The 16305-nt window shown below is 69.0% G+C and carries 11 protein-coding genes; 5 read left to right on the forward strand and 6 right to left on the reverse strand.

The window, feature by feature from the left end:
• The first annotated feature begins 24 nt into the window (after positions 1–24).
• Together AB4039_RS32380 and AB4039_RS32385 are read left to right on the forward strand one after the other, a co-directional pair.
• Positions 25–6726, forward strand: a complete 6702-nt coding sequence (locus AB4039_RS32380) for a polymorphic toxin-type HINT domain-containing protein (RefSeq protein ID WP_442272451.1) — start codon at positions 25–27, stop codon at positions 6724–6726.
• Between the two features lie 5 nt (positions 6727–6731).
• Entirely contained in the window at positions 6732–7145 is a 414-nt protein-coding gene (locus tag AB4039_RS32385) for a hypothetical protein (protein ID WP_442272452.1), read from the forward strand.
• Positions 7146–7864: 719 nt separating this feature from the next.
• Here the strand turns inward: AB4039_RS32385 and AB4039_RS32390 are convergent.
• The 4 genes from AB4039_RS32390 to AB4039_RS32405 all read right to left on the reverse strand — a co-directional run bounded on the left by AB4039_RS32390 (position 7865) and on the right by AB4039_RS32405 (position 10633).
• Positions 7865–9172, reverse strand: a complete 1308-nt coding sequence (locus AB4039_RS32390) for an MFS transporter (RefSeq protein WP_442272453.1) — start codon at positions 9170–9172, stop codon at positions 7865–7867.
• Positions 9169–9414: a hypothetical protein gene (locus AB4039_RS32395; protein ID WP_442272454.1), complete on the reverse strand. Its 246-nt coding sequence runs from the start codon at positions 9412–9414 to the stop codon at positions 9169–9171. Before AB4039_RS32395 ends, AB4039_RS32390 begins: the two co-directional genes overlap by 4 nt.
• A 54-nt stretch (positions 9415–9468) precedes the next feature.
• The gene (locus tag AB4039_RS32400) at positions 9469–10086 is read right to left on the reverse strand and encodes a winged helix-turn-helix domain-containing protein (RefSeq protein WP_266839290.1); all 618 of its coding nucleotides are present in this window, start codon (positions 10084–10086) and stop codon (positions 9469–9471) included.
• A gap of 76 nt (positions 10087–10162) precedes the next feature.
• Positions 10163–10633, reverse strand: coding sequence for an Lrp/AsnC family transcriptional regulator (locus AB4039_RS32405; protein WP_266839289.1), 471 nt, complete (start codon positions 10631–10633; stop codon positions 10163–10165).
• A gap of 129 nt (positions 10634–10762) precedes the next feature.
• Between AB4039_RS32405 and hppD the strand changes: the two genes are divergently transcribed.
• Positions 10763–11917: a 4-hydroxyphenylpyruvate dioxygenase gene (hppD, locus tag AB4039_RS32410; RefSeq protein WP_442272455.1), complete on the forward strand. Its 1155-nt coding sequence runs from the start codon at positions 10763–10765 to the stop codon at positions 11915–11917.
• Here the strand turns inward: hppD and AB4039_RS32415 are convergent.
• Complete coding sequence (locus tag AB4039_RS32415; RefSeq protein ID WP_442272456.1) at positions 11862–13463, reverse strand: hypothetical protein; 1602 nt, start codon at positions 13461–13463, stop codon at positions 11862–11864. The genes hppD and AB4039_RS32415 overlap by 56 nt on opposite strands.
• 9 nt (positions 13464–13472) lie before the next feature.
• Between AB4039_RS32415 and AB4039_RS32420 the strand changes: the two genes are divergently transcribed.
• Positions 13473–14930 (forward strand): FAD-binding oxidoreductase, encoded by a 1458-nt coding sequence (locus AB4039_RS32420; RefSeq protein ID WP_442272457.1) that lies wholly within the window; start codon positions 13473–13475, stop codon positions 14928–14930.
• A gap of 113 nt (positions 14931–15043) precedes the next feature.
• Here the strand turns inward: AB4039_RS32420 and AB4039_RS32425 are convergent, their stop codons facing one another.
• Positions 15044–15523 (reverse strand): SsgA family sporulation/cell division regulator, encoded by a 480-nt coding sequence (locus AB4039_RS32425; RefSeq protein WP_030239108.1) that lies wholly within the window; start codon positions 15521–15523, stop codon positions 15044–15046.
• Positions 15524–15801: 278 nt separating this feature from the next.
• Between AB4039_RS32425 and AB4039_RS32430 the strand changes: the two genes are divergently transcribed.
• On the forward strand, positions 15802–16305 hold a 504-nt coding region (locus AB4039_RS32430; protein WP_442272458.1), incomplete at its 3' end, for a DUF2510 domain-containing protein.

Below are 16305 nucleotides of genomic sequence, written 5' to 3' on the forward strand. Positions count from 1 at the left end.
CGAATGAGAGGGCTTTCCGCGGCATTGGCCGCAGCGGTCCTCTCCGGCCTGCTGCCGAGTGCGGTGGCCGTAGCGGATAGCAAAGGTGGACCGTTACTTCCCGAGCTCAAGCAGCCGAAGGCCGTACCGGTGGCGCCGGTACGGACCGGCGGAACGAAGAAGCCCGATGCCGCGGTGGAGAGACCGTGGCGGGCTCCGAAGGTGGCCTGGCCCACCGCGAGTTCGGCCGAGGTGGACCTGGCGTCGGGCACGGCCACCAAGGCCATTGCCTCCGGCGTGCAGGCTTTTACCGCCGGGTCCGGTTCCCTGCCGGACGGGAGGTTCCCGGTCGCGGTGCACGCCGCACCGGGCGGGGGCGTCGCGACGCCGGCCAAGGTGAAGGTCGCCGTCAGCGCCCGGGACGGCGCCCGTAAGGCGGGTATCGACGGCTTGCTGCTGTCGGTAGGACGCTCGGACGGGGCCCAGCAGCCCGCGTCGGCCAGGGTCGAGGTGGACTACAACGGCTTCCGTGACGCCTACGGCGGCGACTACGCCTCCCGCCTGCACCTGGTGGAACTCCCGGCCTGCGCGCTGACCACGCCGGACCGTCCTGAGTGCCGTAGTCAGAAGCTCCTGGAGACACGGAACGACACCCGCTCGGGCAAGCTCACGGCCCAGGTCGCCGTACCGGGTTCAGCGCCGCAGGCGGCCAAGCCCGCCGGACTGTGGGCCGCACCGGCGGCTGCCGCCGGATCCACGGGCATGGTCCTGGCGGCGACGGCCGGCGCTTCCGGTTCGAGTGGCGACTACAAGGCGACGCCGATGGGGCCCTCGGGCTCCTGGAACGCCGGTGGATCCACCGGGGCGTTCTCCTGGTCGTACAACGTCGCGACACCTGCCGTACCGGGCGGCCTTGTGCCGAAGATCTCCCTGGACTACAACTCCCAGTCGGTCGACGGCCGCACTGCCGCATCGAACACCCAGGCGTCATGGATCGGTGACGGCTGGTCCTGGGATCCAGGCTTCATCGAACGCAAGTACAAGCCGTGTGTCGACGACAAGACCGGCAGTACGAGCACCGCCAAGATCGGTGACCAGTGCTGGTTCAACGACAACGCCACGCTCTCGCTCAACGGCAAGTCCACGGAGCTCGTCTTCGAACAGGGGAAGGGTTGGCACCCCGCGTCCGATTCCGGGGAGAAGGTCGAGAAGCTCACCGGTGCCACCAACGGTGACAACGACGGTGAGCACTGGAAGATCACCACGACCGACGGCATGCAGTACTTCTTCGGTCTGAACCGTCTTCCGGGCTGGAAGGACGGGTCCACGCCCACGACGAACTCCGCTTGGACGGTTCCCGTCTACGGCAATCAGGCGGGCGAGCCCTGCTACAACGCCTCCTTCGCGAGCGCCTGGTGCCAGCAGGCCTGGCGGTGGCAGCTCGACTACGTGGTGGCCCCGGGTGGCAGCGCCATGGCCTACTACTGGAAGGCGGAGAGCAACAACTACGGGCGGAACGTCTCCCAGACGACCGGCAAGGGCACCGTCACCCCCTACACGCGCAGCGGCTGGCTCGATCACATCGACTACGGCCTGCGCGCGGGGTCGGTCTACGGCGCCAAGGCCATGGGGCAGGTCACCTTCGACGTGTCGGAGCGGTGCCTCACCACCTGCGGGACTTTCGACGAGGCCAATGCCAAGAACTGGCCCGATGCACCCTACGACCAGTTCTGCAAGGACGGCTCCGCAGAGTGCAAGAACCAGTTCTCGCCCACTTTCTGGTCGCGCATGCGGCTCACGGGCATCAACACCAAGGTTCTGACCGGCGGTACGTACAAGGACGTCGACTCCTGGGCTCTGGAGCAGAGCTTCCCGCCCTCGGGTGACGGCATTTCCACACCCCTGTGGCTGAAGTCCATCACCCGCACGGCCAAGGCCGGCGACGCCCCCGACGTGACCCTGCCTCCCGTCAGCTTCGCGGGTGAGCAGAAGGCCAACCGTGTCGACAAGACGGGCGATGGGCTCGCCCCCTTCATCCGCCTGCGCCTTTACCAGGTGACCACGGAGTCCGGCGGCACGATCGGCGTCACCTACTCGCAGCCTGACTGCACCACCGCCACGCTGCCCGCTGCGGACGCTACGAACGCCACCCGTTGCTATCCGGTCAAATGGGCCTTCGAAGGCGAGACGGCGAAGCTGGACTGGTTCAACACCTACGTCGTGAGCCAGGTCGTGGAAGGCGACAACCTGGCCGATTCACCCGACAAGGTGACCTCGTACAGCTACCTCGGCGGAGCAGCCTGGGACAAGAGCACGGACGAGTTCACCAAGTCTGAGGATCGCGTCCATTCCGTCGCCCGCGGATACGAGCGCGTACAGGTCCGCGTCGGTGCCGTCGACGATCCGAAGTCCCTGACCGAGATGCGCTACTTCCGCGGTCTCGACGGCAAGGAGGTCAAGGACGGCACCGGAGCGGCGGTCACCGACCGCCCCGAGTTCGCCGGGCGGCCCCGGGAGTCGGCCACCTACGACGGTGACGACACCGGAAAGCCCCTCACCGCGACTTCCAGTACCCCTTGGCGCTCGGACATCGTGGCCAGGCGGGTCAGGCCCGGTCTGCCCGACCTCGTGTCGTACAGGACGGGAGTCGAGAAGGCCTCCACCCGTACCGCTGTGACCGGTGGGACCCGTACGACCGAAGTCACCCGGCACTATGACGACTACGGCATGGTCGACTGGGAATCCCAGTCCGGCGACATCGCGAAGAGCGGCGACGAGACCTGCACGACGAGTAGCTATGCCCGTAACACGGCGAGCTGGATCCTGGACAAGGTGAGCCGTGTCGAGACCGTGGCCGCGCCTTGCGGCACGGCGGTCAATCGGCCGACGGACGTCATCTCCGACAGCCGGACCTACTTCGACAACGGGGCGTTCGGCACCCTGCCGGGCATCGGCCTGCTCACCAAGACCGAAACGATCAACGCGAACGGCGACGGCTACGACACCGTTTCCTCGGTCCCCAGCACCTGCGGCGCCACCAAGGACCAGCTCTGCTACGACGCCTACGGGCGCCAGCTGGCCATCGCCGACGCGTACGGCAGGCTCACCACCATCGCCCTGACGCCCGCCACCGGAGAAGTCGCGACCACCATGGTCGTGACGAACCCGAAGGGCCACGCGGTGTCGTCGGAGCTGGACCCCCTGCGTGGGCAGTCCACGAAGGTGACCGATGCCAACGGCAAAGTGACCACGACTTCCTATGACGCCCTCGGGCGTACCTCGAAGGTCTGGTTGCCCAACTGGTCGGCAGCCGGAAACCCGGACAAGCCGAGCCGCCAGTTCGAGTACGTGATCCGCAACGACGGCCCGAACGTCGTCGTCTCAAAGTCGCTGACTCACGATTACCAGTACTCGGTGGACTACTCCATCCAGGACGGACTGCTGCGCCAGCGCCAGTCCCAGACCGCGTCGCCCGACCTTTCGGGTCGTCTGATCACCGAGACGTTCTACGACACGAAGGGCCGGCCCTGGCGGAACTCGGGCACCTACTACGCCAACGGCCTTCCCGAGGCGCAGCTCACGACCGGCCTGGAGAGTGCCTATCCCGCGTCTGTCGACACGATCTACGACGGTGCCGACCGCCCCACGGCGGTTATCTCCAAGAAGTTCGGGGTGGAGACGAAGCGGACCACCACCAGCTACGGCGGTGACACCACCACGGTCATCCCGCCGCAGGGCGGTACCTCCACGACCACGGTCGTGGATGCCCTGGGTCGGACGGTCGAACTCAAGCAGTACACCGACCCGGGACGCATGACGTCGCAGTCCACCCGGTACACGTACAGCAGGCTCGGACGTCTGGCCCAGGTCACCGATCCGAGCGGTGCCCAGTGGACGTACACCTACGACGTACGTGGCTCTCAGTCAGAGGTGAACGACCCGGACAAGGGCACCACGAAGATCGCCTATGACACGGCAGGCAAAGCCACGGACGTGACCGACGCCCGTGGAATCACCCTGCACACCGACTACGACGAGCTCGGACGCCCCACGGCGGTCAAGCAAGGCGGAACGGTCCTTACGTCGAACCTCTACGACACCGTCGCCAAGGGGCGCCTGAGCAAGTCGATCCGCTACATCGACGGTCGGGCCTACGAGTCGGAAGTCACGGTCTACGACAACCTCTACCAGCCACTGCAAGCACAGGTGAACATCCCGGCGGCACCTGACGTCGGGGCACTGGCCGGCACGTACAAGTGGACGAACACCTACAACATTGCCGGGCAGCTCCTTACGACCAAGCAGCCGGCCATGGGAGATCTGCCCGCAGAGACGGTCGGCAGCACCTACAGACCGGTCTCCGGCCTCCTCAACACCATGGGTGCGGGCAACAGCCGGCTCGTCTCGGCGATGACGTACGACCACTACGGCCGCAGCATCCGCCAGGAACTGGGAGCTACTGGCCAGAGGGTGTTCACCTCGACCGAATATGACGAACACACCGGCATGGTTTCGCGGTCCTACAACGATCGGGAGGTAGCACCAAACAGGCTCGATGACACGCGCTACACCGCTGACCCCGCGGGCAACCTGACGGCCATCGCCACTGCCTTCGGCCAGGACTCGGACCGCACCACGGACACCCAGTGCGTCGGTCTCGATGCCCTGCGCCGCATCGTCGAGGCATGGACCAATCAGGGTGAAACCTGTGCGGCAAAGCCATCCGACGCGGTCGTCGGCGGACCGGACGCCTACTGGACGACCTACACCTACGATGCGGTGGGCAACCGGAAGACGGAGACCAAGCACAAGACGGATCCGGCGACGGCCTCCGACACGGTCCGTACGTACGCGGCGCCGACGGCCGGCAAGCACGACCTCACCAAGGTCACGCAATCGGGCACCGACGCACGGGACGAGTCCTTCACCTACGACGCATCCGGCAACACCAAGACCCGGAGGATCGGAACAGCCGAGACCCAGTACCTGGAGTGGGACGCCGAGGGGCACCTCAAGGCCCTCGACCAGGGCACGTCCAGCAACTCGTTCGCCTATGACACTGCCGGCCAGCGTCTGCTCCGAAAGGATTCGACCGGCGTCACCCTCTACCTCCCGGGCGGCAACGAGCTCAAGCTCGACAAGTCCGGCAAGGTTACGGGGACCCGCTACTACGGCGGCGTCGCGATGCGTACGGGCGGCAAACTCACCTTCACCCTGGCCGACCACCACGGCACAGGCACCACCCAGATCAGCGCCGATGCGACGCAGACCGTCGAGCGTCGCAAGACGGGGATCTTCGGTGAGGAACGGGGCACCCAGTCGACAGCTTGGACCGGCGACAAGGGCTTCGTCGGTGGAACCAAGGACGCGGACAGCGGATTCACCCACCTCGGAGCCCGCGAATACGACCCTCTGACGGGTCGCTTCATCTCCGTGGATCCGCTGATGGACCTCTCCAGCTCGCAGCAGCTCCACGGGTACGTGTACTCCAGCAACAACCCCGTTTCTCTCAGCGATCCCACCGGCGAGATCGAGCGGGACTGCCTGAACGGGAACTGCGGCGGCCACTACAACCCACGTGACGACAATCTGTCCGTCAACGACCCGGCCCGCCCCAACGGGATGACGGGCGGTTACGACAGCACCCCCGCCGTTTACCGGCCGACTGTCAATGATCAGGTATGGCTCGACAAGAGCGACAAGCCGCTCCGACTTCCCAAGAAGGCCTCGCCGAAATTCCTCAAGGAATACAGAAAGCAGCTCACCATTGAGCTCCGCTTTGTTGTGAACAATGAGCGGGGGACGATCTGGACGGCGCAGACCACGGCGCTGCTGAACGCTTGCGAATCCACCGACTGCTCTGATCTCGAATACTACGCCGAGCTCAATATCGCTGCGAAGCTTGTGAACGGCGAGGTCGCGCCCTATGAGATACCCGGAGGATCCGGTGGCGGCATAAGGCTTCGGGACGGGACCCGGACGAAGCCCGCCAAGGGTGGCGGCTGCAATTGCTTCCTCGCGGGCACTCAAGTGGTCATGGGTGATGGTGAATCCAAGGCCATCGAGACGATCGAGGTCGGCGACTACGTCAACGCTACCGACCCGAGGTCGGGGGAGACCGGAAAGCGTCGCGTAACCCAGCTGATCGTCACGGAAGACGACAAGCACTTCAACAAGCTTGCCATTGCGACAGAGAAGGGGATCGAGGAACTCACCGCCACACACGAGCACCCCTTCTGGTCGCCATCCCAGAACGCTTGGGTTACCGCTGGCGATCTGACGGCCGGGATGTCGGTGATGGTCGAGGGCGGCGGCACGGCAATCATCGTCAAGAACACCCCGTACGCGCGGCAAGCAAAGACGTTCAATCTGACAATCGAAGACTTCCATACGTACTATGTGCTGGCGGGCGAGACGCCGGTGCTCGTTCACAACAGCACATGTACGAAGTCGGTCAACCTTCCCGGGTGGCGGAAGGTGGACATCGATATGGATCATGTCATTGACCGACACACCGCTGCAGGCAAGACCTACAAGCAGAGCGGAATCAAGACGAAATTCCCGGACTACATGTCTTCAGGGGAGATTGAATCCACGATTCGCCAGGCGTACAGGTCGTCTTCGGTTGCTGGGCGTTCTCAGGGGGACCGAGTCTTTCTGAGGGGATCGGCCGATGGGCTTGAAGTCGAGATGTGGGTGAACAAAGAAACACGCATGATTGAGACTGCATACCCAGTTTGGAGGTGAGATTGATGGAGTTCGAAGTATTATGTGACGTGGAGTCTCTCAATCTCGCCAGATCAGGATCTATCTGGGGTAACGTCTGGGTCGACATCTCTGGATTCTCCTTTCCGGAACCGAACTGGAACGACATGCCAGTTGCATTCATTATGGAACTGCTCGACGCGGTTGATTTTGTCCGCCGCGCTGAGGGGAGACGCAGGAGAGTAAGGTTCTTCGACGGTCCATTCTGGATCGATCTGGCCGGTCGGGGCGATGGTGCCGTGAGTGTGTCGGCTAATGCTCACGGTGCATGTAAAGAGGCGACGGTCAGCGCTCGCGACATGGCTCGATCCTTGGCGGCAGTGCGGATCGCGCTGGTCCGCGCATGCCTGGCGCGCGGGTGGGGTGAGCAGATGGACGTCCGTCGCTTGCAAGCTCAGTAGCAGTCGACGACGAGAGCCCTGGAGGCTTCACAACGGCATATCCGAAGCCCCGTCAGGTACGTTCTGGCGGGGCTTCGGCGTGGGGTGACGGCAGTAGTTGACGGCAACGTCAGTGGACGCTGGCTCCGCACAGCGGCGGGTCGTCGGCGTGGGTAGGGCCGTCGAGGGCGGTGCTGTGGGTGTCGATAGCCTGGCGCTGGAGTCGGAGTCGGACGTGGGTGTAGACGGTGGCGGTGACGCCGGTGTGGGCGCGCCACGATGTGAGCCTTGGCGGCCCCTGAAGAACCCTGGTACGGCAAAGCTGCCCGACCGAGGAGGGACCCACCAGCCGGTCCCGAGTCGTTGACGGCAACGCCGACGCAACCGGAGCGGACATCAGCGCACACCAGCAGACGGCGACGGACTGCCATTTCGCGGCCGACCTGCGAAAAACCAGCTCGGAAGAGGCACGTCTTCCACACGCACTATGTGCTGGCAGGGGCCACGCCGATCCTCGTCCATAACGCGAAATGTGTTATTGACGGTAGCGGTGCGACCAAGGGTGTTCTTGAAGTGAGCGACCGAGTGAAATCGGTCCTTGAGTGAGTCAGAGCACCCTCATCGGATAAAGCGCTCCTTGAGGAGGTGTGCGTAGTGGCGGTGGAAGGCGAGGGGAGCGGGGCGAGCGTCACCTCGATCTTGAGGTTGATAGCGGAATGTTGAGGTGTCGGCGAGGTGCTTCAGGCTTGGGATGGCTCAGAGTCAGACGGACTCGCTGCGGGCGCTTCAGCGGGGCGGGGAGGTTCCGGCCTGCTGAGCGGGCCGGGCGGGGTGCGGTCGAGGCCGCGCCAGGCGGGGAAGAGGAGGGGCGCCAGGGTGGTCAGGAAGTAGACGGCGCCGAAGGCCAGGAGGGCGTGCGCGATGCCGAAGCCGTCCACCAGGAGGCCCGCCGTGAGGCCGCCCAGGGGCATCACCAGCTCGCAGCCCGCCAGGGTCACGCCGGAGACGCGGCTGCGCAGTTCCTCGGGTACCAGCTCGTACATCACCGTGCCGAGGATCGGGTTGAGCATGCCCGCCCCGAGGCCGGAAAGGGCCATGACGACCGCCAGCGGCGGCGCGGTGTCGGTGAGGGCGGCCGTCACGTAGCGGGGTGCGCCGCACAGGAGGAAGGCCACCGCGAACACCGCCCGGCGGGGGAAGCGCTCGCCCCACGCCCCGTAGAGCAGGGCGCCCAGCAGGGCGGAGCCGCCGAACAGGGAGATCATCAGGCCGACCGCGCCGGCACTGCCGAGGTCCTCGCGGCCGTGCACGGGCAGCAGGACCGAACTCCAGCCCTGGTCCAGCCCGTTGGTCATCATCACCATCAGGGTGACGCCCATCAGGAGCCGGGAGCGGGTCAGGAAGCGCCAGCCCTCGGCCATCTCGGCCCGGTAGGCGCCGAACGTCACCTTCTCCGGGGCGGGTTGCGGGTCGGCGGCGGCGACCCCGCGCACGAACGCCGTCATCAGCAGTGCCGAGACGGCGAAGGAGGCCGCGTCCAGGAGCAGGACGGTCTCGGCGCCGACGAACGTGATCAGCAGGCCGGCGGTGGCGGCCCCGAGCATGCGGGCTCCGCGCGAGACGGCGTCGTAGAGGCTGGACGCCCGGCCGATGGTGGTGCCGGCGTGCTCGGCGAGGGCGGGGAGCAGGACGTTGCGGGCGGTCAGGCCCGGGGTGTGCACGAGGCCGCTGACGGCCATCAGCGCGCACAGCATCCAGAACTCCAGCAGGCCCGCGTAGTGGAGCAACGGGATCGCGCCGACCGCGAGCGCGCAGATGAGGTCGGAGGCCGCGGAGACGCGGCGCCGGCCGATCCGGTCGATCAACGGGCCGCCCACGAGCGCGGCGACGATCACGGGCAGGGTGGCGCAGAAGGCGACGACCCCGGCCCGGCCGGCGCTGCCCGTGGTCTGGAGCACGAACCACGGGACGCCGATCAGGGTGAGTGAACTACCGGCTATGGAGATGGTGTTGGCGGCCAGGAGTGCGGTGAGGGGGCGCCTGCTCATGCCGCGTGCTGCCGGACGCGGGCGTGGACGTGGGCCGGTTCCATCAGGCGCAGTCCGGCGCTGATCAGCGCCTCGCCGAGCCGGTTGCGCAGCGCCGGAACGGCATGGACGGCGTGGACGGCGGGGGCCCCGGAGGCGGCGCTCTCGTGCGCGAGGTGCCAGGCGGCGGCTTCGGCGGCGAGTTCGGCGGTGCGGGCGGCGTGGATCTCGGCGTGGATCTCGGCGTACGGGAAGGCGTGCATGGCAGGACTCCTTCTGCGGAGGGCGGGCAGGGGTGCGCGGACCGTCGGGGCGGACTACTCGGAGGCGGTGCGGCGCGGGAAGGTGTGCGTGTGGACGCGGACCATCTCACTGTCCTCGGCGGGCGGCAGGTCGCGGTAGCTGTTGATCAGCTCGTGCATCCGGTGGATCAGCTCGTGGCTCTGCTCGGGCGTCAGGCGGAGCGTGAAGTCGCTGAGGTCCGCTCCGCGCCTCCACTGCGCCGTCCACTCGTGGGCCTCGCCGAGCCAGGTGCTCAGCTCCTGCGTGTGGATCTTCATGATCTCGCCCAGGAAGACGTCGGCCGCGCCCCTGGTCTCGGGGTCGTCCGCGAACATGAGCGACTCGTCGAACCGCGTGCCGTCGTGCGAGGCCTTCCACCAGCGTTCGCGTCCCTTGCCGTGCCCGGGGGCGTCCTCGACGAAGCCGTGCGCGGCGAGCTGGCGCAGGTGGTAGCTGGTGGCCCCGCTGGACTCGCCGAGCCGTTCGGCGAGTTGGGAGGCGGTGGCGGGCCCCTCGCGGCGCAGGGCGCCGAGGAGGCGGATGCGCAGCGGGTGCGAGAGGCCGCGCAGGGAGCGGGCGTCGAGGGTGCGGACGTTGGGCTCGGCCGCGGGCGTCTGCTGCGGGGCGTCGGACGCGGCGTTCTTCTCGGGCATGGCTCAACAGTAGAGTTGCAAAGAATCCTATGCAAGGGTTTCTTTGCAACGTTTTCTTTGGAACTCCCCGGACGGCTCAGCCCTCGTGCGCCGCCTGCTCCACCAGGGGGATGATCCGCAGCGGCACCGGGTTCTCCATGACGATCGCCGTCGACGCCCGCACGATCCCCTCGAAGCCGACGACCCGGTCGATCACCCGCTGGAGGTCGGCGTTCGAGCGCGCCACGAGCCGGCACAGCATGTCCCCGGTCCCGGTGGTCGTGTGCAGTTCGAGTACCTCCGGCACGCCCGCCAGGTGGGCCCGTACGTCCGAACCCTGGCCCTGCTTGATCTCCAGCGTGGCGAAGGCCGTCACCGGGTACCCGAGGGCCGCCGGGTCGACCTGCGGGCCGAAGCCGCGGATGACCCCGTTCGACTGGAGCCGGTCCAGGCGGGCCTGCACCGTGCCGCGGGCCACGCCCAGCCTGCGCGAGGCCTCCAGGACCCCGATCCGCGGTTCGCGCGCGAGCAGGAGGATGAGCCTGCCGTCGAGTTCGTCGATGCCCATGGGAGCCTTCCCTCGTTCGACTGGTCATACTGCACAGATCTCCCAGTCATCCTGCGTCGGTGCTGAGCATTCTGCACACCAGAAATGGAAACTATTGCGCAGCTTGTGGAAGGGCGGGACTCTGCGCTCATGACTGAGTCTCTGGTGAACCTCGAAACCACCCCGCACACCGCGCGTGAGGCCGACCCCTTCCCGGTGAAGGGCATGGACGCGGTCGTCTTCGCCGTGGGCAACGCCAAGCAGGCCGCGCACTACTACTCCACCGCCTTCGGCATGAAGCTCGTCGCCTACTGCGGACCGGAGAACGGCAGCCGCGAGACCGCCAGCTACGTCCTCACCAACGGCTCCGCGCGCTTCGTCCTCACCTCGGTCATCAAGCCGACGACCGACCACGGCCGCTTCATCGCCGAGCACGTCGCCGAGCACGGTGACGGCGTCATCGACCTCGCCATCGAGGTCCCCGACGCCCGCGCCGCGTACGCGTACGCCGTCGAGCAGGGCGCGCGCGGGCTGGACGAGCCGTACGAGGTCAAGGACGAGCACGGCACCGTGGTACTGGCCGCCATCGCCACCTACGGCCAGACCCGCCACACGCTGGTCGAGCGCACCGACTACGACGGCCCGTACCTGCCCGGCTACGTGGCCGCCGAGCCGATCGTCGCCCCGCCGGCGAAGCGGACCTTCCAGGCCATCGACCACTGCGTCGGCAACGTCGAGCTCGGCCGGATGAACGAGTGGGTGGCGTTCTACAACAAGGTCATGGGCTTCACGAACATGAAGGAGTTCGTGGGCGACGACATCGCGACCGAGTACTCGGCGCTGATGTCGAAGGTGGTCGCGGACGGCACCAAGAAGGTCAAGTTCCCGATCAACGAGCCGGCGATCGCGAAGAAGAAGTCGCAGATCGACGAGTACCTGGAGTTCTACGGCGGCCCCGGCGTCCAGCACATCGCGCTCGCGTCGAACGACATCGTGGCGACCGTGCGGACGATGCGGGCGGCGGGCGTGCAGTTCCTGTCCGTGCCGGACTCGTACTACGACACGCTGGGCGAGTGGGTCGGCGACACGCGCGTGCCGATCGACGAGCTGCGCGAGCTGAAGATCCTGGCCGACCGTGACGAGGACGGCTACCTGCTGCAGATCTTCACGAAGCCGGTGCAGGACCGTCCGACGGTCTTCTTCGAGATCATCGAGCGGCACGGGTCGATGGGCTTCGGCAAGGGCAACTTCAAGGCCCTGTTCGAGGCGATCGAGCGGGAGCAGGAGAAGCGGGGCAACCTGTAGGTCGCGCGGGCCCGGGTCCCGGGGGCCCGGGCCGCCCGCCGCCGAGGGTGGGGTGGGGWGGGGCTGCCGCTGCGCGGAGCTGGCCGATCGCGGCGAGGGCTTCCGTCGCGAGGGGGCCGCGGACCGGGGAGAAGCCCGGGTTCGTCCGCAGGGCATCCTGGAAGTAGCGGCGGGCCGCCGCCTCGTCGCCCAGGCCCCGCTCGATCATCGCCCGGTGGTAGGAGAACTCCGCACTGCGCACCCCCAGCTCGGTGGCCTTCTTCGCGTGCTCCAGGGCCGCCGCGTCCTCCCCGACGCGGTGCAGCGCCCAGCCCAGGGCATCGGCCACCTGCACGCTCTTGTGCCGCTTCCACTCCGCCGACAGGCGGCGTACGGAGGCCCCCGCGTCCCCGTGGTCGGCCTCGAACAGGCCCAGGACCACCGCCTCGTTGACGCCGTTCGCCTCGCCGTGCGCCGCCAGCACCGACACGGCCTCGTACTGGACCCGGGCCTCCTCCGGCCGTCCCAGCGAGTCCAGCAGCTCGCCCAGCTCCAGCGCCAGGCCCGGCGCCGGCGTACGGCCCAGCGCCAGCCGGTAGTCCCGTACCGCCTCCCCGCCCCGGCCCAGCGCGGCCAGCGCCCGTGCCCGGCCGCCCAGGGCCTCCGCCCGTGCCGGGTCCGTGCGCAGCGCGGCCTCCTGCTGGCGCAGCGCCTCCGCCGCGTCACCCCGCTCGAAGGCCAGCTCCCCGAGCCGGTGGAGCACGTACGCCTTCTCCGCCGGCGCCTTCGCCGCGCCCGCCGCGTGCTCCAGCGACACCACCGCGTCCTCGCGCCAGCCGCGGTCCCGGTAGACCTGGGCGGCCCGCAGGTGCGCGGCCAGCCCCTCGCGGAGCTCCGACAGCTGCTCCAGCGCCTTCTGGGCGGCCTTGTAGTCGCCGAGGCCCGTGTACGCGTCCACGAGGACCGGGTACGCCGCCCAGCGCCGCGGCGCCTGCGCCCGGACGAGCTCGCCCCACTTCTTCGCCGTCCCGAAGTCCGCCCGGGCGTTGGCGAGGGCGCCCATGCCCGTCATCGCGTCGAAGTTGCCCTTCTCCGCGGGCCGGGTCTCCAGCGACCTCTTGAACGCCTTTTCCGCCTTCGGGTACCAGTCCGATTCGGCCGTCCGCCGCGCCTGTTCGAGGTACGCGGACCCGAGCACCGCCCACGAAGCGTCGTCGTCGGCGTGCGCGGCGACCCACTTCTCCCGGTCCGCCACCAGCGCCGTCAGGTCCACCGCGGCCGCCGGGGCGCCCACGCCGACCGCCGACGCGGCCCGTTCGCTCGGCCCCGGCGGGCGGGCGTCGTCGCCCGTGCGGGCCGGGCGGATCAGCAGGGCCCCGGCGATCAGGACCACCGCCACCGCGGCCGCCACCACCGTCTTGCGGCCGGTGAAGGTCACGGGCGGCGCGGGCTGCTGCGAATGCTCGTCGAAACCGTCCATGCGCTCACTGTGCGTCAATATGAAGAGTTCGCCGAGGTGTCCGAAGCCGGTCGCGGCCGTGTTCACACCGATGGCCCCGACTGTCACGCTGGCCCCATGGATGACGATCTGTCGGCACGGCTTTCCGAGCGGTCCCCCGACCAGTCCCGCGCCCCGTCCCCGGAGGAGCCCCCCGAGGAGCCCCCCGCGCAGCGGCTCGTCGAGCGCCTGCGCGAGGGACTCCCGCCCGAGGCCCTCCTCACGGATCCGCAGGTCACCGCCTCCTACGCCACCGACATGGCGAGCTTCTGCGCCGCCGGCACGCCCGCCGCCGTGGTCCTGCCCCGCACCGTGGAACAGGTACGGCACGTGATGCGCACCGCGACCGCCCTACGGGTCCCGGTCGTCCCCCAGGGCGCCCGTACCGGCCTGTCGGGCGCCGCCAACGCCTCGGACGGCTGCATCGTGCTGTCCCTCGTGAAGATGGACCGGATCCTGGAGATCTCCGCCGTCGACCGGATCGCCGTCGTCGAGCCGGGCGTGGTCAACGCGGTCCTCTCGCGGGCCGTGGCCGAACAGGGCCTGTACTACCCGCCCGACCCGTCCAGCTGGGAGCAGTGCACGATCGGCGGCAACATCGGCACCGCCTCGGGCGGCCTGTGCTGCGTCAAGTACGGGGTCACCGCCGAGTACGTGCTCGGCCTCGACGTGGTCCTCGCCGACGGGCGGCTGCTGCGCACGGGCCGGCGCACCGCCAAGGGCGTCGCCGGATATGACCTGACCCGGCTCTTCGTGGGCTCCGAGGGCAGCCTGGGCGTGGTCGTGGGGGCCGTGCTGGCGCTGCGGCCGGCGCCGCCCCGGCAGCTGGCGCTGGCCGCCGAGTTCCCCTCCGTCGCGGCGGCCTGCGAGGCGGTCTGCGCCGTCATGGAGGCGGGGCTGGCGCCCTCGCTGCTGGAGCTGATGGACCGGACGACCGTCCGCGCCGTCAACGCCCTCGGCCGCATGGGGCTGCCCGAGAGCACGGAGGCGCTGCTGCTGGCCGCCTTCGACACCCCGGACGCGCCCGACGGGCTCGCGGCCGTCGGACGGCTGTGCACCGCCGCCGGGGCCACCGCCGTCGTCCCCGCCGAGGACGAGGCGGAGTCGGAACTGCTGCTCCAGGCCCGCCGGATGTCCCTGACCGCGCTGGAGGCGCTGAGGCCCGCGACGATGATCGACGACGTCTGCGTACCCCGGTCGCGGCTCGCCGAGATGCTCGACGGCACGGCCGCCGTCGCGCGGGAGTACGGGCTGCTCATCGGCGTCTGCGCGCACGCCGGGGACGGCAACACCCACCCGGTGGTCTGCTTCGACCCCGCGGACGAGGACGAGGCGCGGCGGGCCCGGGAGTCCTTCGACGCCATCATGGCGCTGGGTCTGGAGCTCGGCGGGACGATCACCGGCGAGCACGGGGTCGGGGTGCTGAAGAAGGAGTGGCTCGCCCGCGAACTCGGGCCGGTCGGCCTGGAGATGCAGCGCAACGTCAAGCGGGCCTTCGACCCGCTCGGGCTGCTCAATCCCGGCAAGCTCTTCTGAGGCCGGGGTCCGGGAGGCGCGGTCGTCGGGCGTGCGGTGGTCGGGCGTGCGGTGGTCGGGCGTGCGGTTCTCGGGCGTGCGGTTCTCGGGCGTGCGGTCGTCGGGCGTACGCATCACAGGTCGCCGTCCGCCGACTCGTCCGAGGGCCACGGGTCGCGCAGCCACAGCTCGTCCGCCGGGGTCGGGGTCAGCAGCTCCGCCAGCGCCGCGTCCAGTCCGAGCCGGTCCGCCTCGGTCCCCGGCGGCACCACGCGCAGGGTCCGCTCCAGCCAGGCCGAGACCGATCCGGCCGGGGCCTCCAGCAGGGCGTCGCCGTCGGGGGAGCTGAGCGCCATGCACAGGACCGCCCTGCTGTCGATCTTCGTGGGCCAGATCCGGACGTCTCCGTGCCCGCACGGACGGAACACCCCCTCGACGAGCAGCTCGCGCGCGAAGGTCCAGTTGACCGGCGTGTCGGAGCCGGTGTGGAAGGTGACGTGCACGGCGAACGGGTCGTCCGTGAGGTACAGCAGCTTGGCGGGGACGGGGACGCTCCGCTCGGGTGACAGGACCAGCTTGAGTTCCAGTTCGCGTTCGATGACGGGGTGGTGCATGGCGGCCTCACTTCGGTGCTTCGCTTGCGGGCGCGGGGCCGGAACTGCCCCACACCCGCAGAGAGCGTCGGTGTGCCCGGGTATGACGCGACTTCCGGCACCGAAGGAGAGGTTGGCCGAAATCTATCGGCTGACCGAAAACAATCGGATGGGGTGACGTTCGCCCGAAGGCTTGGAATCCCCCGTTACCGGACCTGTCGGGAGGGGGTTCTTGGCTATGGTCCTCCCCTTGGGTCCTCCCCTGCACAATCCTCAAGCCACGATCGGAGTTGGGGACATTGACGGCCTCCCCTGGTGACGGCGAGCACGCGGCCCGCGAGGGCTACTACCCCGATCCGTCCATCCCCGGGTACGTCCGGTACTGGAACGGCGCTGCCTGGGTCCCCGGTACGAGCCGCCCCGCCTCCGCCGCCCCGGCACCCGCCCCCGCCGCGGCGTTCGCGTCGGCCTCGGCCTCAGCGGCGGCTCCCGCGTCGGTGTCCGGGCCCGCTCCCGTGGACGAGACGGGGCCGGTGTTCCTCGACGAGACCTCCGCTACCGAGGCGCTGACCGGGCCGCGGACCGGCGTCGGCACCGGCCCCGGCACCGGCCCCGGCGCCGTCCCCGGACCGGGACCGGGACCGGACTCCGATCCGGCCGGCTGGCAGGCCGACCCCGTCCACCAGGCGGGCTTCGGCGGCCCCCGCGACGTGCGCGTCTCCTGGGGYGGCCCGGCGGAGCCGGAGCCCCGCCCCGGGGGGATCTCCCTGGCCCGGCCCGCGCCCGCGCCCGTGCCCGTGCCC

Origin of the sequence: Streptomyces sp. M-16 (assembly GCF_052114405.1) — a bacterium.
Taxonomy (GTDB): domain Bacteria; phylum Actinomycetota; class Actinomycetes; order Streptomycetales; family Streptomycetaceae; genus Streptomyces.

Bases quoted from the DNA above. Each gene is read 5' to 3' on its own strand.
- AB4039_RS32390 (WP_442272453.1), bottom strand. From the start codon at position 9,172: ATGAGCAGGCGCCCCCTCACCGCACTCCTGGCCGCCAACACCATCTCC.
- AB4039_RS32385 (WP_442272452.1), top strand. From the start codon at position 6,732: ATGGAGTTCGAAGTATTATGTGACGTGGAGTCTCTCAATCTCGCCAGA.
- AB4039_RS32420 (WP_442272457.1), top strand. From the start codon at position 13,473: ATGGATGACGATCTGTCGGCACGGCTTTCCGAGCGGTCCCCCGACCAG.
- AB4039_RS32400 (WP_266839290.1), bottom strand. From the start codon at position 10,086: ATGCCCGAGAAGAACGCCGCGTCCGACGCCCCGCAGCAGACGCCCGCG.
- AB4039_RS32405 (WP_266839289.1), bottom strand. From the start codon at position 10,633: ATGGGCATCGACGAACTCGACGGCAGGCTCATCCTCCTGCTCGCGCGC.
- AB4039_RS32425 (WP_030239108.1), bottom strand. From the start codon at position 15,523: ATGCACCACCCCGTCATCGAACGCGAACTGGAACTCAAGCTGGTCCTG.
- hppD (WP_442272455.1), top strand. From the start codon at position 10,763: ATGACTGAGTCTCTGGTGAACCTCGAAACCACCCCGCACACCGCGCGT.
- AB4039_RS32395 (WP_442272454.1), bottom strand. From the start codon at position 9,414: ATGCACGCCTTCCCGTACGCCGAGATCCACGCCGAGATCCACGCCGCC.